The organism is Streptomyces sp. NPDC101776 (assembly GCF_044766845.1).
In the GTDB taxonomy this organism is placed as follows: domain Bacteria; phylum Actinomycetota; class Actinomycetes; order Streptomycetales; family Streptomycetaceae; genus Streptomyces.
The window spans coordinates 206200-228068 of sequence record NZ_JBIWMV010000004.1 but is presented as its reverse complement, the minus strand read 5'-3'; the positions used below and the strand labels follow the sequence as shown (position 1 = coordinate 228068).

At 70.6% G+C, this 21869-nt stretch carries 19 protein-coding genes, 1 tRNA gene and 1 pseudogene; 8 read left to right on the top strand and 13 right to left on the bottom strand.

Features of this window, described 5'->3' with window-relative positions; translation table 11 throughout:
- Positions 1–6: 6 nt before the first annotated feature.
- Together ACIRRY_RS16260 and ACIRRY_RS16255 are read left to right on the top strand one after the other, a co-directional pair.
- Positions 7–1692 (top strand): GAF domain-containing sensor histidine kinase, encoded by a 1686-nt coding sequence (locus ACIRRY_RS16260; RefSeq protein WP_403972708.1) that lies wholly within the window; start codon positions 7–9, stop codon positions 1690–1692.
- 258 nt (positions 1693–1950) lie between these two features.
- Positions 1951–2436: pseudogene (locus tag ACIRRY_RS16255) on the top strand (M23 family metallopeptidase); the annotation flags it as partial.
- Between the two features lie 78 nt (positions 2437–2514).
- Here the strand turns inward: ACIRRY_RS16255 and ACIRRY_RS16250 are convergent.
- The 8 genes from ACIRRY_RS16250 to ACIRRY_RS16215 form a co-directional block, all read right to left on the bottom strand.
- Positions 2515–3402 (bottom strand): Cof-type HAD-IIB family hydrolase, encoded by an 888-nt coding sequence (locus tag ACIRRY_RS16250; protein WP_403972705.1) that lies wholly within the window; start codon positions 3400–3402, stop codon positions 2515–2517.
- A 114-nt stretch (positions 3403–3516) separates the two neighbouring features.
- Complete coding sequence (locus ACIRRY_RS16245; RefSeq protein WP_403972702.1) at positions 3517–4422, bottom strand: LLM class flavin-dependent oxidoreductase; 906 nt, start codon at positions 4420–4422, stop codon at positions 3517–3519.
- Between the two features lie 41 nt (positions 4423–4463).
- The gene (locus tag ACIRRY_RS16240) at positions 4464–4910 is read right to left on the bottom strand and encodes a hypothetical protein (RefSeq protein WP_403972699.1); all 447 of its coding nucleotides are present in this window, start codon (positions 4908–4910) and stop codon (positions 4464–4466) included.
- 89 nt (positions 4911–4999) lie between these two features.
- The gene (locus tag ACIRRY_RS16235; protein WP_403972697.1) at positions 5000–5548 is read right to left on the bottom strand and encodes an RNA 2'-phosphotransferase; all 549 of its coding nucleotides are present in this window, start codon (positions 5546–5548) and stop codon (positions 5000–5002) included.
- Between the two features lie 122 nt (positions 5549–5670).
- On the bottom strand, positions 5671–6636 hold the full coding sequence (locus tag ACIRRY_RS16230; RefSeq protein WP_403972695.1) for a MerR family transcriptional regulator: 966 nt from the start codon (positions 6634–6636) through the stop codon (positions 5671–5673).
- Positions 6633–7535: a metal-dependent hydrolase gene (locus tag ACIRRY_RS16225; RefSeq protein WP_403972693.1), complete on the bottom strand. Its 903-nt coding sequence runs from the start codon at positions 7533–7535 to the stop codon at positions 6633–6635. Before ACIRRY_RS16225 ends, ACIRRY_RS16230 begins: the two co-directional genes overlap by 4 nt.
- Positions 7532–9289: an SDR family oxidoreductase gene (locus ACIRRY_RS16220; protein WP_403972691.1), complete on the bottom strand. Its 1758-nt coding sequence runs from the start codon at positions 9287–9289 to the stop codon at positions 7532–7534. Before ACIRRY_RS16220 ends, ACIRRY_RS16225 begins: the two co-directional genes overlap by 4 nt.
- The gene (locus tag ACIRRY_RS16215; RefSeq protein WP_403972688.1) at positions 9286–10128 is read right to left on the bottom strand and encodes a M24 family metallopeptidase; all 843 of its coding nucleotides are present in this window, start codon (positions 10126–10128) and stop codon (positions 9286–9288) included. The genes ACIRRY_RS16220 and ACIRRY_RS16215 overlap by 4 nt, the downstream gene beginning before the upstream one ends.
- A 246-nt stretch (positions 10129–10374) precedes the next feature.
- On the opposite strand from ACIRRY_RS16215, the gene ACIRRY_RS16210 reads away from it, so the two are divergent.
- The 6 genes from ACIRRY_RS16210 to ACIRRY_RS16185 all read left to right on the top strand — a co-directional run bounded on the left by ACIRRY_RS16210 (position 10375) and on the right by ACIRRY_RS16185 (position 14712).
- The gene (locus tag ACIRRY_RS16210; protein WP_403973607.1) at positions 10375–11367 is read left to right on the top strand and encodes an ABC transporter ATP-binding protein; all 993 of its coding nucleotides are present in this window, start codon (positions 10375–10377) and stop codon (positions 11365–11367) included.
- Positions 11357–12265: an ABC transporter permease gene (locus ACIRRY_RS16205; RefSeq protein ID WP_403972686.1), complete on the top strand. Its 909-nt coding sequence runs from the start codon at positions 11357–11359 to the stop codon at positions 12263–12265. The genes ACIRRY_RS16210 and ACIRRY_RS16205 overlap by 11 nt, the downstream gene beginning before the upstream one ends.
- Entirely contained in the window at positions 12262–13173 is a 912-nt protein-coding gene (locus tag ACIRRY_RS16200) for an ABC transporter ATP-binding protein (RefSeq protein WP_366435073.1), read from the top strand. The genes ACIRRY_RS16205 and ACIRRY_RS16200 overlap by 4 nt, the downstream gene beginning before the upstream one ends.
- Positions 13174–13184: 11 nt before the next feature.
- Positions 13185–13904, top strand: coding sequence for an ABC transporter permease subunit (locus tag ACIRRY_RS16195; RefSeq protein ID WP_403972684.1), 720 nt, complete (start codon positions 13185–13187; stop codon positions 13902–13904).
- 116 nt (positions 13905–14020) lie between these two features.
- Positions 14021–14260, top strand: a complete 240-nt coding sequence (locus tag ACIRRY_RS16190; RefSeq protein ID WP_366318870.1) for a hypothetical protein — start codon at positions 14021–14023, stop codon at positions 14258–14260.
- A gap of 364 nt (positions 14261–14624) precedes the next feature.
- Positions 14625–14712: transfer RNA gene (locus ACIRRY_RS16185), tRNA-Ser, on the top strand.
- Between the two features lie 124 nt (positions 14713–14836).
- Here the strand turns inward: ACIRRY_RS16185 and ACIRRY_RS16180 are convergent.
- From ACIRRY_RS16180 to ACIRRY_RS16160, 5 genes are all read right to left on the bottom strand, one after another.
- Positions 14837–15640 (bottom strand): HAD family hydrolase, encoded by an 804-nt coding sequence (locus tag ACIRRY_RS16180; protein WP_403972682.1) that lies wholly within the window; start codon positions 15638–15640, stop codon positions 14837–14839.
- Positions 15637–16914: a serine--tRNA ligase gene (serS, locus tag ACIRRY_RS16175; RefSeq protein WP_403972680.1), complete on the bottom strand. Its 1278-nt coding sequence runs from the start codon at positions 16912–16914 to the stop codon at positions 15637–15639. The genes ACIRRY_RS16180 and serS overlap by 4 nt, the downstream gene beginning before the upstream one ends.
- 562 nt (positions 16915–17476) lie before the next feature.
- Positions 17477–18409: a prephenate dehydratase gene (gene pheA / locus ACIRRY_RS16170; protein WP_403972678.1), complete on the bottom strand. Its 933-nt coding sequence runs from the start codon at positions 18407–18409 to the stop codon at positions 17477–17479.
- Between the two features lie 113 nt (positions 18410–18522).
- Positions 18523–19821, bottom strand: coding sequence for an iron uptake transporter deferrochelatase/peroxidase subunit (gene efeB / locus ACIRRY_RS16165; RefSeq protein ID WP_403972676.1), 1299 nt, complete (start codon positions 19819–19821; stop codon positions 18523–18525).
- A gap of 8 nt (positions 19822–19829) precedes the next feature.
- Positions 19830–21863 (bottom strand): copper resistance CopC/CopD family protein, encoded by a 2034-nt coding sequence (locus ACIRRY_RS16160; RefSeq protein WP_403972674.1) that lies wholly within the window; start codon positions 21861–21863, stop codon positions 19830–19832.
- Positions 21864–21869: the final 6 nt, after the last annotated feature.

Genomic DNA, 21869 nt, shown 5'->3' with positions numbered 1-21869 from the left:
CGGGGTATGTCAGCCGCCGTGCGCCCCGGTCCCCCGTCGCCCGCCTCGGGGCCGTCGGCCGAACCGGCCCTGCGGGTGCCGCAGTTGCTGGAGGCGATGCGGTCCATGGGGAGCGGCCTCGAACTGCACTCCACGCTGGAGCGGATCTGCGAGGCGGCGGCCACCCTGACGGACGCCCGCTACGCGGGCATCGGGGTCGTCGACGAGGACGGCGAGGCCCTCGCCGACTTCGTGTTCCACGGCGTCGACGCGGCGACCGCACGGCGCATCGGGCGGTTCCCCGACGGGCACACGGGGCTGCTCGGCGCCCTCGTCCGGGAGTCGGAGCCGGTGCTGCTGATGGATGTGACCGAGGATCCGCGGTCCTGGGGTTTCCCCGAGCACCATCCGCGGATGCGTGGCTTCCTCGGCGTTCCGATCCGCGTCCAGGGTGAGGCCTTCGGGAACCTGTATCTCGGCGAGAAACGCGGCGGGGTCCCCTTCGACGACCACGACGTCACCATGGTCCGGGTGCTGGCGACCGAGGCCGGCATCGCCGTCGGCAATGCCCGGCTGTACGAGGCCGCCCAGCAGCGCGAGCGGTGGATCGACGGGTCGGTGGCCGTCACGACCGCCCTGCTGTCCGGCGGGGACGCCGAGGAGGCCCTCCAGGTCGTCGCGGAACGGGCCCGCCGCTTGTCCGGGTCGGCGGCCGGGATCGTGCTGCTGCCCGCCGAGGAGGGTGGCATGGAGATCGTCGCCGTGGCCTCGGAGCAGCCGTCGAACCAGTTGGGCAGGGTCGTCCCGCCGGAGAGCGAGATCATGGCCCAACTGCTCGCCGGAAAACCGGTGTTCGTGGCGGACGCGGCCACCGATCCGCGCATGATCAGCGCCCTCGCGCGCGCGTACGGGCCGATCATGGCGCTGCCCCTCCAGAGCGGAGGGCGCGTCCTGGGGGCCCTGGTCACGCCCCGCGCACAGGGCGAGCGGCGGTTCACGGAGACCGAACGCACCCTCGCGACCCAGTTCGCCTCGCAGGCCGCGCTCGCGCTGATGATGGCCGAGACACAGCGCGACCGGGAACGGCTCGCGGTGTACGAGGACCGCGACCGGATCGCCCGTGATCTGCACGACCTGGTCATCCAGCGGCTCTTCGCCACCGGGATGATGCTGGAGAGCGCCCGACGCGGACCGCTCGTCCCCGAGGTACGGCGCGGTGTGGGCAACGCCGTCGACGAGCTCGACATCACCATCCAGGAGATCCGCACCGCGATCTTCGCGCTCCAGCAGGGCCCCGCCGAGGCGCCCTCCGGACTGCGCACACGGGTGCTGCGGGAGATCAACATGGCGTCCGTGCCACTCGGTTTCCGGCCCGCGCACCGTTTCGTCGGCGCGGTCGACACGACGGTCGGCGACCTCACCGGCAAGAACCTCGTCGCGGCTCTGCGCGAGGCACTCTCCAACGCGTTCCGGCACGCGCGGGCGACCCGTATCGAGGTCGTCGTCGACGCGACCGCGCCCCTGCCGGACGGACGCCCCGGCGTACGGCTCACCGTCGCGGACGACGGGGTCGGCATCCCCGCGGGCGGCCGGCGCAGCGGCCTGAAGAACCTCAAGCGGCGGGCCGAATCCCTGGGCGGCGACAGCTGGTACGGGCCGGGCATCGGCGCGGACGGCGGCGGCACGACGGTGGTGTGGCAGGCGCCTCACTGAAGTCCGTCACCGGGCGTCCCACTGAACCCGTCAGCACGGCCCTCCGCCGAGCTCGTCACCACGGCCTTGTGCTGAGCCGTTCGCAGCAACGCGTCCCCCATGCGTACGACTTGAACAGGGCCTTCGTCCCGCGCCCGGGCCACGATCGCTGACATGCGCTCATCTCGCCGTCACCCATTGCTCGTTCCGGTGCTGCTGTGCGCGATCGCCGTCCTGGCGGCCCGCCCCGGCGAAGGCGACGGCCACACCGCCGGTGCCGGGCAGGCGGACGCGTTGGGCGCGGCGGGTTCCTGCCCGGGCACGGTCCGCCTCGACCGGCCGCCGACGACTGGAACCGCCTCATGGGTCGCGCCGGTGGAGACGGCCGAACTCTCCGCGGGCTTCGGCAGCGGCGGCTCCCGCTGGGCGAACCGGCACACCGGCCAGGACTTCGCGGTGCCCATCGGCACACCGGTGCGCGCGGCCGGAGCGGGCCGGGTGGTCCGGGTGTCCTGCGGCGGCGCCTTCGGCATCCAGGTCGTGATCGAGCACCCGGGCGGCTACTGCACGCAGTACGCCCACCTCGCCGCCGTCACCGTCGACCAGGGCGACCGCGTCACCACCGGCCAGTGGATCGGCCAGTCCGGCACGACCGGCAACTCCACCGGCCCCCATCTGCACTTCGAGGTGCGAGTCACTCCGGAACCGGGATCGGCGCTGGACCCACTGCCCTGGCTGGCACAGCGGGGAGTCCCGCTCGGCTAGGGCACCCGTCGTGCGCGTAAGGGGCGCGCTCCAGGACCACGCCCGTTACAACGGCTGCCGCTACCGCCGCTACCGCCGTTACCGGCGCTCCGCGAGCATCCGCTCGATCACGACCGCCACACCGTCCTCGTTGTTGTCGACGGTCCGCCCGGAGGCCGCCGCGAGCACATCGGGGTGCGCGTTGCCCATCGCGTACGACTGTCCCGCCCAAGTGAGCATCTCGACGTCGTTCGGCATGTCCCCGAAGGCGACGACCTCCTCGGGCGCGATACCGCGCTCCGCGCAGCACAGGGCGAGCGTGCTCGCCTTGGAGACGCCGGGTCCGCTGATCTCCAGCAGGGCGCTGGGGCTGGAGCGGGTGACGTTCGCGCGGTCGCCGAGGGCGCGGCGGGCGACGTCCAGGAAGACGTCCGGGTCCAGCTCGGGGTGGAACGCGAGGATCTTCAGCACCGGCTCGTCGGCCCCCGGTGCGTCCGGCGCCAGGAGTTTCTCGGCGGTGGCGAGGGTGTCCGGGATCTCCAGGTGCAGCTTCGGATACGCCGGCTCCTGGTAGAAGCCGTAGGTCTGCTCGATCGCGTACACCGTCCCGGGCGCCGCCTCGCGCACCAGCCGTACGGCGTCGAGGGCGTTCTCGCGGGCCAGTTCGCGGACCTTCACGAAGCGGTGGGCGCCGGGGCCGCCGTGCAGGTCGACCACGGCGGCGCCGTTGCCGCAGATCGCCAGGCCGTGGCCGTGGACATGGTCGCTGACGACGTCCATCCAGCGGGCCGGGCGGCCGGTGACGAAGAAGACCTCGACACCCGCCTCCTCGGCCGCCGCCAGGGCCGCCACCGTGCGGGGGGACACCGACTTGTCGTCGCGCAGGAGAGTGCCGTCCAGGTCGGTGGCGATCAGCCGTGGCGGGACGGCGGAGGCCGGGGTCTCGGGCTGTCGAGTAGCTGAGGTCACCGGGCCATTCTCCCGCATATGCCCGCACGGTTGTGCGGGAGTGTGCACAGGTGAGTGGTCACCGCCCTCACCAGGGCCGATGCACTCCACAGTCACGGCGGAGCGGTGATGCGGTGATGCCGTGGTGCCGACTCAGCGCAGCTGTGCCGGAGCCTCCATGGCGATCTGCTCGAAGATCTTCTCGTCCGCGGCGAAGTCGGGGTAGTCCGGGACGGGCCAGTGGATCACGATGTCGGTGAAGCCCAGTTCCTGGTGCCGGCCCGCGAAGTCGACGAAGGCGCCGAGGGACTCCAGCGGACGGCTGCGGTCCGGGGTGAAACCGGTGAGCAGGACCTTGTCGATCCCCGCCACTTCCCGGCCGATCGCGGCGCACGCGTCGGCCAGCTTCTCGACCTGCCCACGAATGGCGTGAACCGACTGCTCAGGGGTGCCGTTCGCGAACAGCTTCGGGTCGCCGGTGGTCACCCACGCCTGTCCGTACCGGGCGGCGAGCTTCAGCCCGCGGGGCCCGGTGGCGGCCACCGCGAAGGGCAGCCGGGGCCGCTGCACACAGCCCGGGATGTTGCGCGCCTCGTGCGCCGAGTAGAAGTCGCCCTCGTAGGACACCGAGTCCTCGGTGAGCAGCCGGTCCAGCAGCGGAACGAACTCTCCGAACCGGTCGGCCCGCTCACGCGGGGTCCACGGTTCCTGCCCGAGCGCGGTGGCGTCGAAGCCGGTGCCGCCCGCACCGATGCCGAGGGTGACCCGCCCGTCGGAGACGTCGTCGAGGGAGATGAGGTCCTTGGCGAGGGTCACCGGGTGCCGGAAGTTCGGCGAGGTGACGAGCGTGCCCAGCCGCATCCGCTCGGTGACGGCCGCGGCGGCGGTGAGCGTCGGTACGGCACCGAACCACGGGCCGTCCCGGAAGGTGCGCCAGGACAGGTGGTCGTAGGTGTAGGCGGTGTGGAAGCCGAGCTGTTCCGCGCGCTGCCACGCCTCGCGGCTCCCCTCGTTCCAGCGGCGGTACGGGAGGATCACGGTGCTCAGACGCAGGCTCATGATTCCCAGGTTATGGGCCGGGCGTGTTTCACGTGAAACCGTCACTGGATGCGGCTGTTGAGCCACGGGGTGAGGATGATCATCGAGATCCACTCCTCGTGCGTCCGGTCGCCGGGCAGCGGGACGATCAGGCGGCATGCGGGCGGGAAACGGCGGGTCTTGACGTACGCGCGGCCGTCGAAGACGGAGCGGAGGAAGGCGGGGACGTCGTCGCGGTCGATGTCGGGGCAGTCGATGCCCTCGACCGTGATCAGGGCGTCGTCCTCGGGGTAGAACCGCACGCTCACCCGGGGCAGTCCGCCGAACTCGGCGAAGGCCTCGTGCGGGAGCGAGCCGTCCGGGTCGGTGGTGACGCCGAAGCCCGCCGAGGTGCGGCGAGAAGTCTGGTCTGCGCCGATGTCATGGGTGACCTCGATCTCGCGCGCGTACTCGGCCGCGAGGGCACGGAGGGCGGTGACGGCGGCCTCGGTGCTGGGGAGGTGGTCCATACCTCTGATCATGCCGGGGGCGGTACGGCCGAGGCCATAGCCAGGCAGTGCTCCTCGGGCCCCCTCGGGTCTTCTCCGGCCGTGCGGGGTCAGTGCGATGCGGGGAACCGCAGGTAGCGCGCGGGTACCGCCTCCGTGAGCCACACCCCGTTCTCGCTGACCCGGAACACCTGGCCGTCCTTGTGCATCGCGCCCGCGTCCACGGAGAGCACGACGGGCCGGCCGCGGCGGGCGCCCACACGGGTCGCGGTCTCCCGGTCGGCGGAGAGGTGTACGGCGTGCCGGTTCATGGGCTTGAGCCCCTCGGCCCGGATCGCGTCCAGGTTGCGGGCGACCGTGCCGTGGAAGAGGTACGGCGGCGGGGTGGCCGGGGGCAGTCCGAGGTCGACCTCGATGCTGTGGCCCTGGCTGGCGCGGATACGGGTGCCCTCGATCGCGAAGCGGCGTTTGTCGTTCGTGGCCACCACATGGTCGAGTTCCTCGCGGTTGAACCGGAACCCGTGTGCGGCACAGGCCGCGATCAGTGTGTCGATCTCGACCCAGCCGGCCTCGTCGAGTGTGAGCCCGATCCGCTCGGGTTGGTGGCGCAGATGCTTGGAGAGGTACTTCGACACCTTCACGGTGCGTCTTTCATCCATCCGCTCAGCATGACGCGAGAGACGTGGATCACGCATTTTCTTTTATCGCCGATGTTTGATCCACAACCAACTGTAGTTATCCACAGGGGAATTGGCGTTTCTGTGGACAACTCCCCGACATGTCACACCTGTTCGTCAAGATCGGCTGGGGGTACCCCATTTGGCATGAGCGCATCCAACGCCCTTGCCCCCAGCTCCCGTTCGGCCGCCAACGCGATGAACTCGGCCGCCTTCGCAGCCCCAACCAGCGCCTCTACGGCCCGCATTGTCGACTCGGGCACGGCCACGGAACGTGACGAGGACGCCGGCCGCGAGGGGTCCGCCGTTCCGAGGTGCCGGCGCAGCGAACGGTTGGCGAACAGGCGCATCGCGCGGGCGAGTTCGGCGTCCACGGTCTGCCGCGCGAGCGGGCGCAGCCGTCGTACGAGCGAGGCCGCTTCTGTGGCGTCCGCGTCCGTCGGGCGGTGCGGTCCTTCGAGGTAGCGGGCGAAGACGTGCTCGGTGGTGAACTCCAGGAAACGGGCGGCGATGTGCTCGACCTGGACCCTCAACTCCCGTAGATGGGACGAGATCGCGGTCAGGGGAACGCCCGAGGCGTACAACTCGACGGCCACCGCCAGCTCTTGGGGGCTCGGCACGAGGAAGGTGTCGGGGTCCCCGGGGACCGGCTCCAGCACGCCGAGTTCGACGGCCTCGGCCACGGCGGCGGCGTCCGGGCTGCCGCCGAAGCGCTGCTCCAGCTCGGCACGCGAGACCCGGACCGCCTCCTCGTCGGTCCACGGCCCGTCCACCTCGGCGACCAGCCCGAGCACCCCGCCGAGCCCCCGGCCCGCGTCCCAGGCGTCCAGCAACTCCTTGATGGAGGCCAGCCCGTAGCCGCGGTCGAGCAGGTCCGCGATCTGCCGGAGCCGGGCGAGATGGACATCGGCGTACACGTTGGCCCGCCCGCGCCGCTCGGGCCGGGGGAGCAGACCGCGGTCCTGGTAGGCACGGATCGTCCGGACCGTGGCACCGCTGAGCCGAGCGAGGTCCTCGATGCGGTAAGTGGGCTCGTGGGGACGGGAGTCGGGACCCGCCCCGGAGGTCACGCGGCCCCCGCCCGAGCCGCCGGTGAGCGCTTCAGATACTCCACCGCCCGGCTCAACGACCCCTCCCGCGACGGATGGTAGGAGCGCCGCAGATAGCGGGGGACGGCCGCGCCGAGTGATCTCCAGGTGGGGAGCAGGCCTTTTCGCACGGCCTTGTTGTGTTCGGTGAGGGAGTAGCGGACGTGGTCGGGGAGTTGGGGGTCGCGGCGGATCAAGTAGGCCGTGCCCCAGGCCCACAGGGCGAGCATCACGGGGGCCGTCACCGCCATGCCGACCACGCGGTGCGCGTAGCGGGGGAGGCCGTGGCCGCCGCAGTGCTGGAACATGTCGAAGGCGACCGCGCGGTGTTCGACCTCCTCCGCGCCGTGCCAGCGCAGCAGGTCCAGCATGATCTCGTCGGCGCCGGCCCGGTCGAGGCCCTCGGCGGTCAGGATCCAGTCGCCCAGCACCGCCGTGAACTGCTCGATCGCCGCGACGACCGCGAGCCGGAAGCGCAGCCACTCCCGCTCCGGCACCGGCGCGCCGAGCGGCGGGCGTTCGCCGAGCAGCCGTTCGAAGAGGAAGTCGACGTGCCGGGTGAAGGCCTCGGTGTCGAACCGCTGAGCCGTGAGCCGGTCCAGCACGTGCGCGTGCTGGACGCTGTGCGTGGCCTCTTGGCCCATGAACCCCTTGACGTCGGCCCGGAGTTGGGGATCCCTGACCAGCGGCAGGCCCTCCTTGAGGACCTTCACGAACCACCGCTCCCCCGCCGGCAGCAGCAGATGCAGGACGTTGAGGACATGCGTGGCGGTCGGCTCGTCCGGTATCCAGTGCAGGGGTGTGCGCGACCAGTCGAAGGAGACCCGGCGGGGCGCGATCGCGTGGTGTCCGCCTGTGTGCTGCTCGTCCGCGGAGGTCACAGCGGCGGCTCCAGCCGGGCCATCGCCCGCAACGCGCGCGGGGCGAACCGGGACATCAGATGGGCGCCGCGTGCCTCCGGGGTGACGGGTACGACGGCCTGGTTGCGGACGACCGCCCGCAGGATCGCGTCGGCGACCTTCTCCGGCGGGTAGTTCCGCAGCCCGTACAGGCGCGCCGACTTCTTCTGGCGCCGTTTCTCCTCGTCGGCGTCGACCCCGGCGAAGTGCGCGGTCGAGGTGATGTTGGTGTTGACGAGGCCCGGGCATATCGCCGAGACGCCGATCCCCTGCCCGGACAGTTCCGCGCGCAGGCACTCGCTGAGCATCAGCACCGCCGCCTTGGACGTGCCGTACGCGGGCAGTGCCTTGGAGGGCTGGAAGGCCGCCGCCGACGCGGTGTTGACGATGTGGCCGCCCTGGCCGCGGTCGGCCATCTGTTTCCCGAAGAGCCGGCAGCCGTGGATCACGCCCCACAGGTTGACGTCGAGGACCTTCTTCCAGTCCTCCGGGGTGGTGTCGAAGAAGGAACCGGAGAGTCCGATTCCGGCGTTGTTCACCAGCACGTCCACCACGCCGTACTCGGCGGCGACCTTGGCGGCGAGCTTCTCCATGGCCTGCTCGTCGGACACGTCGACCGTCTCCGCCCAGGCCTCGGGGGCGCCGATCAGCCGGGCCAGTTCGGCGGTGCGGGCCGCGCTCTCCGCGTCCCGGTCGACGGCCACCACGCGCGCGCCGGACTCGGCGAAGGCGAACGCCGTGGCCCGCCCGATACCGCTGCCCGCGCCCGTGACCAGCACGAGCTGCCCGCCGAACCGCTCGACGTACTTGCCGGTCGCCGGTGTCGACGCGGGCCGGTCGCCTTCGTTGGCGGTCACGAACTCCGTGATCCAGGAGGCCAGTTGATCGGGCCGTGTGCGCGGGATCCAGTGCTTGGCCGGCAGCGTGCGGCGCACCAGTCCCGGCGCCCACAGCTCCAGGTCGTCGTAGAGCCGCTCCGACAGGAACGCGTCCCCCAGGGGCGTGATGAGCTGCACGGGCGCGTGCGCGTACGCGTCGGGGCGTGGTCTGCGCAGCCGCGCCCGGACGTTGTCCCGGTACAGCCAGGCGCCGTGGGCCGCGTCCTGGGGCAGCGACGAGGTCGGGTAATCGCCGCGCGGGACCTTCTCGACGCGCTCCAGGATCCTCGGCCAGCGTTTGCCGAGCGGGCCGCGCCAGGCGAGTTCGGGCAGCAGGGGCGTGTGCAGCAGGTACACGTACCAGGACTTGGCGCCCTGGCCCAGGAGTTGGCCGACGCGGCGCGGGGTGGGCCGGGTCAGGCGTTTGTCGATCCAGTGCCCGAAGTGGTCGAGCGACGGCCCGGACATCGACGTGAAGGAGGCGATACGGCCCTCCGTGCGCGCGACGGTGACGAACTCCCAGGACTGCACCGAACCCCAGTCGTGCCCCACCAGGTGCACCGGCCGGTCCGGGCTGACCGCGTCCGCGACCGCCAGGAAGTCGTCCGTGAGCTTCTCCAGGGTGAACCCGCCCCGCAGCGGCTGCGGGGCTGTGGAACGGCCGTGGCCCCGGACGTCGTAGAGCACCACATGGAAGCGGTCGGCGAGGCGGCCGGCCACTTCGGACCAGACCTCCTTGCTGTCGGGGTAACCGTGCACCAGGACCACCGTCGGGTTCGACGGATCCCCCAACTCGGCCACGCACAGCTCGACTCCGCCGGTCCGCACCCGGCGCTCGCGCGCACCCTCAAGCGTCACTTGTCCTCCGCCCAGCGCCGCACGTGCGGCAGATCGTCGTCGAGCCAGAAGGCGCTCTGTTCGGGGTCCTCGGAGTCGGTGACGACGAGGATCTCCTCGAACTTGGCGCCCGTGCCCCGGAATCCGAGATGCGGTTCGACCGCCCACAGGCCCGGGTGCGGGGGGTGGTCGGAGAAGCGGTACGGCGACCACAGCGGGGACCAGCCGTCCCGGTGGCCGTGCAGCGCGTCGCTCGCGAGGCCCTTCAGGGACTGCGTGCCGAACCCGAACAGGCGCGGGGACCAAGGGCGTTCGGCCACCCGGTCGACCTTGTGCGCGATCACGCCGAAGGGATACGCGCGGTGCCGGTTGGCGTAGCCCTGGCGGACCATGAGGCGGTCCACGTCCTCGTAGATCTCGCGCAGCGGGCGCCGCTCGCGCACCTCGCGCAGGAGCAGCTCGCGATGCGCCTCCAGGTCGGCCATCAGCCGGTCCTGCACCGGGTTCGCCCCCAGGGAGCCCGAATAACCGATGTCGGCCGTGAATCCCCTGTACACGGGGGCCATGTCCAGGATGAACGGCATCCCGGGCTCCAGCCGGCGGTTCGTGGGGAAGAACTGGAGCGGCACCCGGAAGTCGGTGAACGCCGTGCGGTCGCCGAACCAGGCGAAGGGCAGATGGAACCAGTCCTTCACGCCCCGCGCGCGCAGCCACGACCGCTGCATCCGGGCCGCCTCGCGCTCGGTCACCCCGGGTTCCAGCCGGGCCGCGACGGCTTCGGCGCACTCGTACGCCAGCCGCTGGACCTCCCTGAACCCCCGCAGTTCCGCGGAGAGTTCGCGTGTCACCGCCGTAGTCATGCCACCGCCCCACCTGTCCACACCGACTGCGGTACGTGCTCGTAACTTGACACTGGTGAATGTGACAGTTGTTAGAGGCTCCGTCAATAGGCCCGATCTCCACCTGTGGACAACCGCACGGGCCGGTCGCGTAACTCTCAGGTAGGGGCATCCCCTACGGGCCCGTACGTCTGGAGTCTGACGTGAGTACAGCTCTGCGGGGTGACGACCGCAGTGGCCCGCGTCACTACCTTCGTAGACGTGACTGTGATCGCGACCGAAAGCCTGAGCAAGCGGTTCCCGCGGGTGACCGCGCTTGACCGGCTCTCCGTGGACGTCGGCCCCGGTGTGACGGGGCTCGTCGGTGCCAACGGAGCCGGCAAGTCGACCCTGATCAAGATCCTGCTGGGTCTGTCCCCCGCCTCCGAGGGCCGAGCCGAAGTGCTCGGCCTCGATGTCGCCACCAAGGGTGCCGACATCCGCGAGCGCGTCGGGTACATGCCGGAGCACGACTGTCTGCCGCCCGACGTCTCGGCCACCGAGTTCGTCGTCCACATGGCGCGCATGTCCGGCCTGCCCCCGACCGCGGCGCGCGAGCGCACCGCCGACACCCTGCGCCATGTCGGTCTGTACGAGGAGCGCTACCGCCCCATCGGCGGCTACTCGACGGGCATGAAGCAGCGCGTCAAGCTCGCGCAGGCCCTCGTCCACGACCCGCAGTTGGTCTTCCTGGACGAGCCGACCAACGGCCTCGACCCGGTCGGCCGTGACGAGATGCTCGGCCTCATCCGCCGTATCCACACGGACTTCGGCATCTCCGTCCTGGTGACCTCGCACCTGCTGGGCGAGCTGGAGCGCACCTGCGACCACGTGATCGTGGTCGACGGCGGCAAGCTCCTGCGCTCCAGTTCCACCACGGACTTCACCCAGACCACGACCACCCTGGCGATCGAGGTCACCGACACCGACGAGCACCCGGACGGCACCCGCGCGGTGCGCGACGCGCTCCACGCGCGCGGGGTGGACACCCACGACGGCAGCGGTCTGCCGGGCGCGGGCCACGTCCTGCTCCTGACGGCCTCGGGCGAGGAGACGTACGACGTGATCCGGGACGTGATCGCGGACCTCGGCCTCGGCCTGGTGCGCATGGAGCAGCGCCGGCACCACATCTCCGAGGTCTTCACCGACACCAACACCGGTACCGATACAGGCACCGGCAGCGACGCAGAGCGGAAGGAGGCCGTAGGCCATGGCAATTGACCAGCCCCTGGTCCCCCAGCCGGGCGACCAGACCCGTATCCACAACATCGGCTACCGCAACTACAACGGCCCCCGCCTGGGCCGCGCCTACGCCCGCCGCTCGCTCTACTCGCAGTCCCTGCGCGGCTCCTACGGCCTCGGCCGCTCGGTGAAGTCCAAGGTGCTGCCGATGCTGCTGTTCGTGGTCATGTGCGTGCCCGCGGCCATCATGGTGGCCGTCGCGGTCGCCACGAAGGCCAAGGAACTGCCCGTCGACTACACGCGCTACGCGATCATCATGCAGGCCGTCATCAGCCTCTACGTAGCCTCGCAGGCACCCCAGTCGGTCTCGCGCGACCTGCGCTTCAAGACCGTACCGCTGTACTTCTCGCGGCCGATCGAGACCGCCGACTACGTAAGGGCCAAGTTCGCGGCCCTGGCCTCGGCCATGTTCGTCCTGACCGCGGCTCCCCTGATCGTGCTCTACGTAGGAGCGTTGCTCGCGAAGCTCGACTTCGCCGACCAGACCAAGGGCTTCGCCCAGGGCCTCGTCTCCGTGACCCTCCTCTCCCTCCTCTTCGCCGGCATCGGCCTGGTCATCGCCGCGGTCACCCCGCGCCGAGGCTTCGGCATCGCGGCCGTCATCGCCGTACTGACCATCTCCTACGGCGCCGTCTCCACCCTCCAGGCGATCGCCGACGCGCAGAACGCCACGAACGCCATCCCCTGGATCGGCCTCTTCTCGCCCGTCACCCTCATCGACGGACTCCAGTCGGCCTTCCTGGGCGCGACCTCGGCGTTCCCCGGAGGCGTCGGCCCCACCCACGCGGAAGGCGTCGTCTACCTCCTCGCCGTCCTGGGCCTCATCGCCGCGACCTACGGCCTCCTGATCCGCCGCTACCGGAAGGTGGGCCTGTGACCACGCTCTCCATCGACCACGTCTCCCGCTGGTTCGGCAACGTGGTCGCCGTCAACGACATCACCATGAACGTCGGCCCCGGAGTCACCGGACTCCTCGGCCCCAACGGCGCCGGGAAGTCCACCCTCATCAACATGATGGGCGGCTTCCTCGCCCCCTCCACCGGCACCGTCACCCTCGACGGCCAGCAGGTGTGGCGCAACGAGCAGATCTACAAGCACATCGGGATCGTCCCCGAGCGCGAGGCGATGTACGACTTCCTGACGGGACGCGAATTCGTCGTCGCCAACGCCGAGTTGCACGGCCTCGGCGCCAAGGCGGCCCAGAAGGCGCTCGCCACGGTCGAGATGGAGTACGCGCAGGACCGCAAGATCTCCACGTATTCCAAGGGCATGCGCCAGCGCGTGAAGATGGCGTCCGCCCTGGTCCACGACCCCTCGCTGCTCCTGCTCGACGAGCCCTTCAACGGCATGGACCCGCGCCAGCGCATGCAGCTCATGGACCTGCTGCGGCGGATGGGCGACGAGGGCCGCACGGTGCTGTTCTCGTCCCACATCCTCGAAGAGGTCGAACAACTGGCCTGGCACATCGAGGTCGTCGTCGCCGGACGGCACGCGGCCAGTGGCGACTTCCGCAAGATCCGCCGCCTGATGACCGACCGCCCGCACCGCTACCTGGTCCGCTCCAGCGACGACCGCGCCCTCGCGGCCGCGCTGATCGCGGACCCGTCGACGTCCGGCATCGAGGTCGACCTCGCCGAGGGCGCGCTGCGTGTCCAGGCCGTCGACTTCGGCCGGTTCACGGTCCTGCTGCCCCGGGTGGCCAAGGACCACGGCATCCGGCTGCTCACGGTCTCGCCGTCCGACGAGTCCCTCGAGTCCGTCTTCTCGTATCTCGTCGCGGCGTAGGAGGCCAAGAGATGTACGACCCCACAGTCGCCCGACTCACCTACCGGGCCCTGCTCGGCAAGCGCCGGGCCCTCATCCTGGGTGCCCTGCCCCTGCTGCTGATCGCCATCTCCGTGGTGGTGCGGGGCCTCGCCGGCGCCGACGACCAGACCGCGGTGGACGTCCTGGGCGGGCTCGGCCTCGCCACGATGGTGCCGATCATCGGCGTCATCGCGGGCACGGGCGCGATCGGACCGGAGATCGACGACGGTTCGGTGGTGTACCTGCTGTCCAAGCCGCTGAAGCGGCCCACGATCATCTTCACCAAGCTGATCGTGGCGGTCGGCGTCACCATGGTGTTCTCGGCCGTGCCCATGCTGATCTCCGGGCTCATCCTGAACGGCAACGGCCAGCAGATCGCCGTCGCCTACACGGTGGCCGCCCTGGTGGCCTCCATCGCCTACGCGGCGCTCTTCCTGCTGCTCGGCACGGTCTCCCGGCACGCGGTGGTCTTCGGACTCGTCTACGCCCTCGTCTGGGAGGCCCTGTTCGGCTCCCTGGTCGCCGGTGCCCGCACGCTCAGCGTCCAGCAGTGGTCCCTGGCCGTCGCCCACAAGGTGTCCGGCGGCGACCTGGTCACCTCGGACGTCGGACTGACCACGGCGACGATCTTCCTGGTCGCGGTCACCGTGGGAGCGACCTGGTACGCCGGCCAGAAGCTGCGCTCGCTGAAGCTGGCCGGCGAGGAGTGACAGGGCCTGAGGAACGGCAGGGCCTGCCGCGGAGATGACAGGTCCTGATCTTGACGGGGGCTTCATCTCTGTCCGGGCACACTGGGCAAACGGGACGCGTGGCTAGGAGGACGGGGATGGCCGGAGAGGCGACGTACGGCGGCGGTCAGGCGGAGTCCGGGGACGGCTGGGACAAGCTGGTCCTGGACGACGACTTCATACGCTCCGCCGAGACGGCCGAGCCGTCGGCCCGGGCGCGGATGCTCGCGGCGCGCTGGCGTGCGGAGTCTCCCGAACCGCAGCCGTGGCGCTCGGACGAGCCGCCCGCGGGGTGGTTCTTCAGCAAGGCTCGGCGGCGCAAGTGGCGGCGGAAGTAAGCGTTCGGGTGGGCTGCGTGGGTCCTTGGCCGCGGGCGAGCGGGGGCTGGTCGCGCCCGCGCGGCGGAGCCGCATGTCGATGCGGCCTCGCGCCCCTGAAGGGGCGCGTACCGGGGCCCGGTTAATTCGGTGGCGCCCAACTCGGCGTACAGGCACAGTTGTTGTGTCGACGCCGGATCAGCCGGCGCCACCGACTGGGAGAGGAGCTGGACGATGTCGATGCCAGACAGGACGTCCAACTCCCTTCAGGGCAGCCCGCGGCGGTCTCCGGAGTAGTTACCCTCCGTCGAGTCGCCCACCACGGGGAGCTGCCCGGGGCGGCCGCTTCGAGCACGCGACTCATTATCGCGTGGGCCGCCCTCCCGGAGGATTGGCCGAGTGGTAAGGCACGGGCTTGCTAAGCCCAGGTCGGGCTTGGAAAGCCCGCGCACGTTCGATCCGTGCATCCTCCGCAAGACGCCGGCGATCTGACCCAGGACATGTGGTCCCACCTCAGGGACGCGAGGCTGTATCGATATACGGCTCCGCCGCGCGGGTGCGACCAGCCCCCACCGGACCCGCAGCCAAACAACGACCTCAACCCAGCAGTCGCTCCAACACCACCGCGATCCCGTCCTCCTCATGGGAAGACGTCACCTCGTCCGCCACAGCCTTGAGCTCCTCATGCGCGTTGGCCATGGCCACGCCGTGGGCCGCCCACCCGAACATCGCGATGTCGTTGGGCATATCGCCGAAGGCAACCGTGTCGGCGGCCTTCAGACCCAGCCGCCGGGCCGCCAACGACAGCCCGGTCGCCTTGGTGAGACCCAGCGGGAGCAACTCGACGATGCCCTCGCCGGCCAGCGCGACCGAGACGAAGCCGCCCGCCGCGAGGCGTGCCGCCTCCGCGAGTTCATCGTCCGTCAGACTCGGGTGCTGGATATAGATCTTGTTCAGCGGCGCGGCCCACAGCTCGGACACGTCCGCCAGCGGAGTCGACGGCAGCGAGCCCGTCACCGCGTACCCGTCGCCGACCAGGACGTCTCCGTCGAGACCGTCCCGGCTCGCCGCGAGGTACAGCGGGCCGACCTCCGCCTCGATCTTGGCGAGTGCCACCCCGGCGAGTTGCCGGTCCAGGGTGACCGAGGTCAGCAGGCGGTGCTCCCCGGCGTCGTAGACCTGCGCGCCCTGACCGCACACGGCGAGGCCCTCGTAGCCGAGGTCGTCGAGGATGTGCCGGGTCCAGGGGACCGCGCGGCCGGTCACCACGATGTGCGCGGCGCCGGCCTCCGTGGCCGCCGCGAGGGCGGCACGGGTGCGCGGCGAGACCGACTCGTCGGAGCGCAGCAGCGTCCCGTCGAGGTCGGTCGCGATCAGCTTGTACGGGAAACCGGTGCTCACTTGGCGACCGGCGTCAGGACCTCACGGCCGCCCAGGTACGGACGCAGTACCTCGGGCACGCGCACGGAACCGTCGGGCAGCTGGTGGTTCTCCAGGATCGCCACGATCGTGCGCGGTACGGCGCACAGCGTGCCGTTGAGCGTGGCCAGCGGCTGCACCTTCTTGCCGTCGCGCATCCGGACGGACAGCCGGCGTGCCTGGAAGCCGTCGCAGTTGGAGGCCGAGGTCAGCTCGCGGTACTTGCCCTGGGTCGGGATCCACGCCTCGCAGTCGAACTTGCGGGACGCCGACGAGCCCAGGTCGCCCGAGGCCACGTCGATGACCTGGAAGGGCAGTTCGAGGGCGGTGAGCCACTGCTTCTCCCAGTCCAGGAGCCGCTGGTGCTCGTTCTCCGCGTCCTCGGGGAGGACGTACGAGAACATCTCGACCTTGTCGAACTGGTGCACGCGGAAGATGCCCCGCGTGTCCTTGCCGTACGTCCCGGCCTCGCGGCGGAAGCACGGGGAGAAGCCCGCGTAGCGCATCGGGAGCTTGTCGGCGTCGAGGATCTCGTCCATGTGGTACGCGGCGAGGGGGACCTCGGAGGTGCCGACCAGGTAGAAGTCGTCCTTCTCCAGGTGGTACACGTTCTCCGCGGCCTGGCCGAGGAAGCCGGTGCCCTCCATGGCGCGCGGGCGGACCAGCGCCGGGGTCAGCATCGGGATGAAGCCGGCCTCCGTCGCCTGCGCGATCGCCGCGTTGACGAGCGCCAGCTCCAGGAGGGCGCCGACGCCGGTGAGGTAGTAGAAGCGGGATCCGGAGACCTTCGCGCCGCGCTCGACGTCGATGGCGCCCAGCGCCTCGCCGAGCTCCAGGTGGTCCTTGGGCTCGAAGCCCTCGGCGGCGAAGTCGCGGATCGTGCCGTGCGTCTCCAGGACGACGAAGTCCTCCTCGCCGCCCACGGGCACGTCGGGGTGCACGAGGTTGCCGAGCTGGAGCGCGAGGCGCTTGGTCTCCTCGTCCGCCTCGTGCTGGTCGGCGTCGGCCGTCTTGACGTCGGCGGCGAGCTGACCGGCCTTCGCGAGCAGCTCGGCCTTCTCGTCCCCGGACGCCTTGCGGATGAGAAGGCCGATCGCCTTCTGCTCGGCGCGGAGTTCGTCGAAGCGGACGCCGGACGACCTGCGCCGCTCGTCGGCGGACAGGAGAGAGTCGACGAGCGCGACGTCCTCTCCACGGGCGCGCTGGGACGCGCGCACACGGTCGGGGTCCTCACGAAGCAGGCGAAGGTCAATCACGCGGACCAGGCTACCGGTGACGGGTTCCGGCTCACGACTCGGTATTCCGAACTGCGGCTTACATGTAGTTATGGGGTAATTGCGCAGAGTGTTCTCGTGTGGTGACGCGGGTCAACGAAAAGGCGTCCCGCTCCCTGGAACGGGGCAGGCGTGGGGCGGCCTGTTGACTCGAATCCCTTGTGGGAAAAGGGACTTGAGGCCGTGGTTGTCCACAGGAATCCACATCCCGGAAGAGTTATCCACAGGGTGTGCGAAAGATCTGTGGACATCGAAAACGATCATTTCCAGAGCGTTTCGCGCGACGGGCAATTCCTGTCCCAAACGTGCCCCACATCCCCTTTCGGGTTGAAATGCGTCGCTCCATAGGATTGCCCGCAGGAAACAGGTGGACGAAGAGTGACCTACGCACCGGTGGACGTGTGGACGGCCTCTAGGGAGATTTGTCGACTGGATCGCACTTCGTTGTCGACTTGTCCCCAGGTCGAGAAGCGGACCTGTGGATAACTTCTGTGGATAACGAAGATACGCAGGTACTACCGGTGCGCCACCAAGGCACCACCGGTCAGAAACGGCCGTCCTGGCAGTGCGCGACCCAGTCGGCCGCCGCAAGGAAGTCCTCGTCCGAGGTCGCCGGGAAGAGCGGCCGCACCCCGTCCACGCCGACGTCCGCGCGCGGGTACGAACCGAGGAAGCGCACCTGGAGACAGATCCGCTTGAGCCCCGCCAGGGCCTCGGCCACCCGGCGGTCGGAGATGTGTCCCTCGGCGTCGATGCAGAAGCAGTAGTTGCCGATGCCGGCGCCGGTCGGGCGGGACTGGAGCAGCATGAGGTTGATGCCCCGGGTGGCGAACTCGCCCAGCAGGTCGCGCAGCCCGCCGGGGTGGTCGTCCCGCTGCCAGATCACGACCGAGGTCTTGTCCGCGCCGGTCGGGGCCGCCGGGCGGGCGGGCCTGCCCACCAGCACGAACCGCGTCTGCGCGTTCTCCGCGTCGTGGATCTCCGTCTCCAGGGCCTCCAGGCCGTACCGGGCGGCGGCGAACTCACCGGCGAACGCGGCGTCGTAGCGGCCCTCCTGGACCAGTCGCGCGGCGTCCGCGTTCGAGGCCGCCGACTCCCACAGGGCGTCCGGGAGGTTCGCCTTCATCCAGTTGCGGACCTGCGGCTGGGCGGCGGGATGCGCGGAGACCGTCTTGATGTCGGAGATCTTCGTGCCCGGCCTGACCAGCAGCGCGAAGGTGATCGACAGCAGCACCTCGCGGTAGATCATCAGCGGCGCGCCCGCGACCAGCTCGTCCAGGGTGGTGGTGATGCCGCCCTCGACGGAGTTCTCGATCGGCACGAACGCGGCCTCGGCCTCGCCGCTGCGCACCGCGTCCAGGGCGGACTGCACCGACACGTACGGGATCAGCTCCCGGGTGGCCGTCTCGGGAAGCGTCCGCAGGGCGACTTCGGTGAAGGTGCCCTCAGGGCCGAGATACGCGTAGCTGGCTGGCATGACCTCACCCTAATGGGCCTTGCGAAACCGGACGTACCCTTCCTGGCCGAGCCACCCGTCAGGGCGACGGCTCCCGCCTCCAGCAGCCGCTGCCCCTGTGCAGAGCGACCGGCTCACCCCTCCAGCAGCCGCTGCCCCACGTACTCGCCCTTCGCCGCCCCGCCCGGCACCGCGAACAGGCCGCTCGCCTCATGGCGGATGTACGTCGACAGGGCGTCACCGCGGTCGAGTTTCCGCTGCACGGTGACGAAGCCGCGCAAGGGATCGGCCTGCCAGCAGACGAAGAGGAGCCCGGCGTCCGGGGTGCCGTCGGCGGCGATGCCGTCGTGGTACGAGAAGGGGCGCCGCAGGATGGCCGCGCCGCCGTTCTGGTCGGGGCGGGCGATCCGGGCGTGCGCGTTGATGGGGACGACCAGGGCGCCCTTCGCGTCGGTCTTCTCCAGGTCCATCGCGGTCGTCTCGCCGCCCCCGGACAGCGCCGCCCCGTTGGACTTGCGGCGCCCCACGACATCCTCCTGGGCGCCGACCGAGAGCTTCTCCCAGTCGTCGAGGAGCATGCGGATACGGCGTACGACGGCGTAGGAGCCGTTCGCCATCCACGCCGGGTCGGTCGAACCGGACGCCGGCACGAAGATCCGCTTGTCGAAGTCGGACTCGGTCGGCTTGGGGTTGCGGGTGCCGTCGAGCTGGCCCATCAGATTGCGGGCGGTCATCTTGTGGGCCGTGGCACCCGGCGTCCGGTTGAAGCCGTTCATCTGCCAGCGGACCCTGGCCGCGCTGCCCGCGTCCTTCTGGATCGTGCGCAGGGCATGGAAGGCGACCAGCGCGTCGTTCGCGCCGATCTGCACCCACAGGTCGCCGTTGCTCCGCGCCTTGTCGAGGTGGTCGGAGGAGAAGTCGGGCAGCGGGTCGAGGGAGACGGGCCGCTGCTTCTCCAGCCCCGTACGGGAGAAGAAGCTGTTGCCGAAACCGAAGGTGATCGTCAGCGACGAGGGCCCCGCGTCCTGGGCGACCTCCGTGTCGTCCTGCGCCGCCGCCTCACCCGCCATCAGTCGCTCGGCGGTCGTCGACCAGCGGCGCAGCAGAGCGGCCGCCTCCTTGCGGCTCGCGCCCGCCGCCAGGTCGAAGGCGACGAGATGGCCGCGCGCCTGGAGGCCCTCGGTGATGCCGGGCTGATGTTTCCCGTGAAACATTGCCATGTCCGCGCCCAGCGAGGTCAACGGTGTGGCCCCGGCCGGTGCGGACGCGTACCCCACGGCTCCGCCCGCCGCACCGAGCACGAGCCCGGTGGCAGCGGCCGTACCGAGGAGTCGTCGGCGGGAAACGCCGTCCCCGGGGGAGGTGTTTTCGGAAACGGCCTCCCCAGGGGGTGCTTCTACGGTCCGGGCCTCGGGAATGGACTGGTCAGGCATGGCGTGGTTCAGCCGATCTGCGCGTTCTTGTCGACGGTCGTCTGGTCGATGTCGGAGGTCCGCACGGTCACCGAGATCTTCCAGTCGCCCGCCATGGGGATCTGAATTCCGGTCGCGGCCCAGTGCCCGGTGGTGATGCGGTCGGGCGTCACGGGCAGCGGGCCGATCTTCTTCGCGGCGAGGGTGAAGGCGACCTTCACCTCGGGGACGTCGAAGGCCCGGCCGTTGGGGCGCTGCACATAGACGTGCATCTCGTTGCCGCCCACGCGCGCGGGGTCGAGGTCGAGCCGGATGACGCCCTTGCCGTCCGTGCCTCCGGTGTCGAAGGACATGTCCAGGGTCAGGGCGCCGGAGGACGAGGTGTTGGCGGCCGAGGAGGCGGATGCCTTGGCCGCCTTGGCGTCCTCCTCGGTGCGGCCCGGTTCGGTGGCCGTCAGGGCCGTGGTGACGGCGAGGACGACGACGGCGACGGCGGCCTCGGCGAGCACCGAGCGGCGCAGCCCGAAGCGGATCGGGTCGGCGTCCCGCAGCCGCTTCTGCCGCGTGGTGTCCACGGCGGCCTGCTGGCGGGCGAGTTGGGCGGCGCGCCGGGAGTCGCCGGTCGCCTCGGAGTCGTCCTTGCCGGACGCGGACGAGGACGAGGACGCGCCCACCTCGGAACCGGCCTCCGCGGACGTGGTGGACTCGGCGTCGGCGGTCTTCGTGGACGCGCTGACGTGCGCCTTCTCCTTCTCCCGCTCCGGCGCGCGCTCCTCGACGACTGTCCCGGTCCTTTCGGCCGTAGCCGCCGTGCTGTCCGCTGTGTCGTCCGCCGTCTCCGCCAGTCGTCCCGTCCAGCGGCGGGAGATCGACGCGATGCCGACGAGCAGCGCCACGAGCCCGATCTTCACGAGCAGCAGCTGTCCGTAGCCGGTGTCGGTGAACGCCGACCAGGAGCCGAGCTGGCGCCAGGACTGGTAGATGCCGGTCGCGACGAGTGCGATGACGCTGCCGAACGCGATGCGTGAGAAGTTCTGTACGGCGCTCCGCCCGACCGGGTTGTCGGCGGGGGCCCGGTACAGCGCGACGAGGAGGGCGGACAGGCCGCCGAGCCAGGTCGCCACGGCCAGCAGGTGGACGACGTCCACGGGCATCGCGATGCCGGGCTCCAGCCCGGTCGAGGCGTGCTCGGCCAGCGCCCAGCTCGCGGCGAGCCCGGCGGCCACCACACCGCCGCCGATGGAGAGCCCGAAGGTCAGGTCCCGCTTCTCCTCGTCCTCACGCTTGTCGTAGGCCCCGAAGAGCACGGCGATGAACAGCGCGGCGGCGGCGAGCAGCAGCAGCCGGGAGACGAGCGCGGCGCCCGTCTTGGTCTGGAGGACCTGACCGAGGAGGTTCAGGTTGAAGATGTCGCCGAACTTCCCGGTCGTCGTGTACGAGCCGCGCACCAGCAGCAGCCACAGCGTGGCCGCGGTCAGCGAGACCCAGCCGGAGACGACCAGCCGCTGCAGCGCGCGCACCCCGGCGCCCCGCTGCCAGCAGGCCAGGACGAAGGCGGCGCCGCCCACCATGACGATGAAGCCGGCGTACGACATGTAGCGCCCGAAGCCGTACAGCCCGCCGACGAGCCCGCCGCCGACGTCCTGGTCGGAGACCGAGACGACGGTCCTGGAGGGGGCGCCGACGGAGAAGGTGAAGGCGCCGGCCACCGGGTGGCTGTCGGCGGACACGACCTGCCAGGCCACCGTGTACGTGCCGTCGGGCAGCCCGCTGCGGACCTGGATGGCGTACGTCGTGCCGCTGATGTTGGACGGTTTGCCGACGTCGACGCGTTTGCCCTTCGGGTTGAGCACGCGCAGCGAGTCGTCGTTCGTCGCCACCTTCTCGGAGAAGGTGAGCGAGATCTGCGTCGGAGCCTTGTCGACCACCACCCCCGAACTGGGGTCGCTGCCGGTCAGCGCGGCGTGCGCGGACGCCGTCCCGGCCCCCGCGAAGAGCATGCCGGTGACGGCCAGGAGCAGCAGCACCAGATTGCGGACGCGGGGGGTGATGGTCGTCTTCAAGGTGGG

Coding starts and splice junctions, on each gene's coding strand:
- ACIRRY_RS16205 (WP_403972686.1), top strand. CDS start 11,357: ATGGCAATTGACCAGCCCCTGGTCCCCCAGCCGGGCGACCAGACCCGT.
- ACIRRY_RS16235 (WP_403972697.1), bottom strand. CDS start 5,548: ATGGATGAAAGACGCACCGTGAAGGTGTCGAAGTACCTCTCCAAGCAT.
- ACIRRY_RS16215 (WP_403972688.1), bottom strand. CDS start 10,128: ATGACTACGGCGGTGACACGCGAACTCTCCGCGGAACTGCGGGGGTTC.
- efeB (WP_403972676.1), bottom strand. CDS start 19,821: ATGCCTGACCAGTCCATTCCCGAGGCCCGGACCGTAGAAGCACCCCCT.
- ACIRRY_RS16250 (WP_403972705.1), bottom strand. CDS start 3,402: ATGCGGGAGAATGGCCCGGTGACCTCAGCTACTCGACAGCCCGAGACC.
- ACIRRY_RS16240 (WP_403972699.1), bottom strand. CDS start 4,910: ATGGACCACCTCCCCAGCACCGAGGCCGCCGTCACCGCCCTCCGTGCC.
- pheA (WP_403972678.1), bottom strand. CDS start 18,409: ATGCCAGCCAGCTACGCGTATCTCGGCCCTGAGGGCACCTTCACCGAA.
- ACIRRY_RS16245 (WP_403972702.1), bottom strand. CDS start 4,422: ATGAGCCTGCGTCTGAGCACCGTGATCCTCCCGTACCGCCGCTGGAAC.
- ACIRRY_RS16260 (WP_403972708.1), top strand. CDS start 7: ATGTCAGCCGCCGTGCGCCCCGGTCCCCCGTCGCCCGCCTCGGGGCCG.
- ACIRRY_RS16195 (WP_403972684.1), top strand. CDS start 13,185: ATGTACGACCCCACAGTCGCCCGACTCACCTACCGGGCCCTGCTCGGC.
- ACIRRY_RS16190 (WP_366318870.1), top strand. CDS start 14,021: ATGGCCGGAGAGGCGACGTACGGCGGCGGTCAGGCGGAGTCCGGGGAC.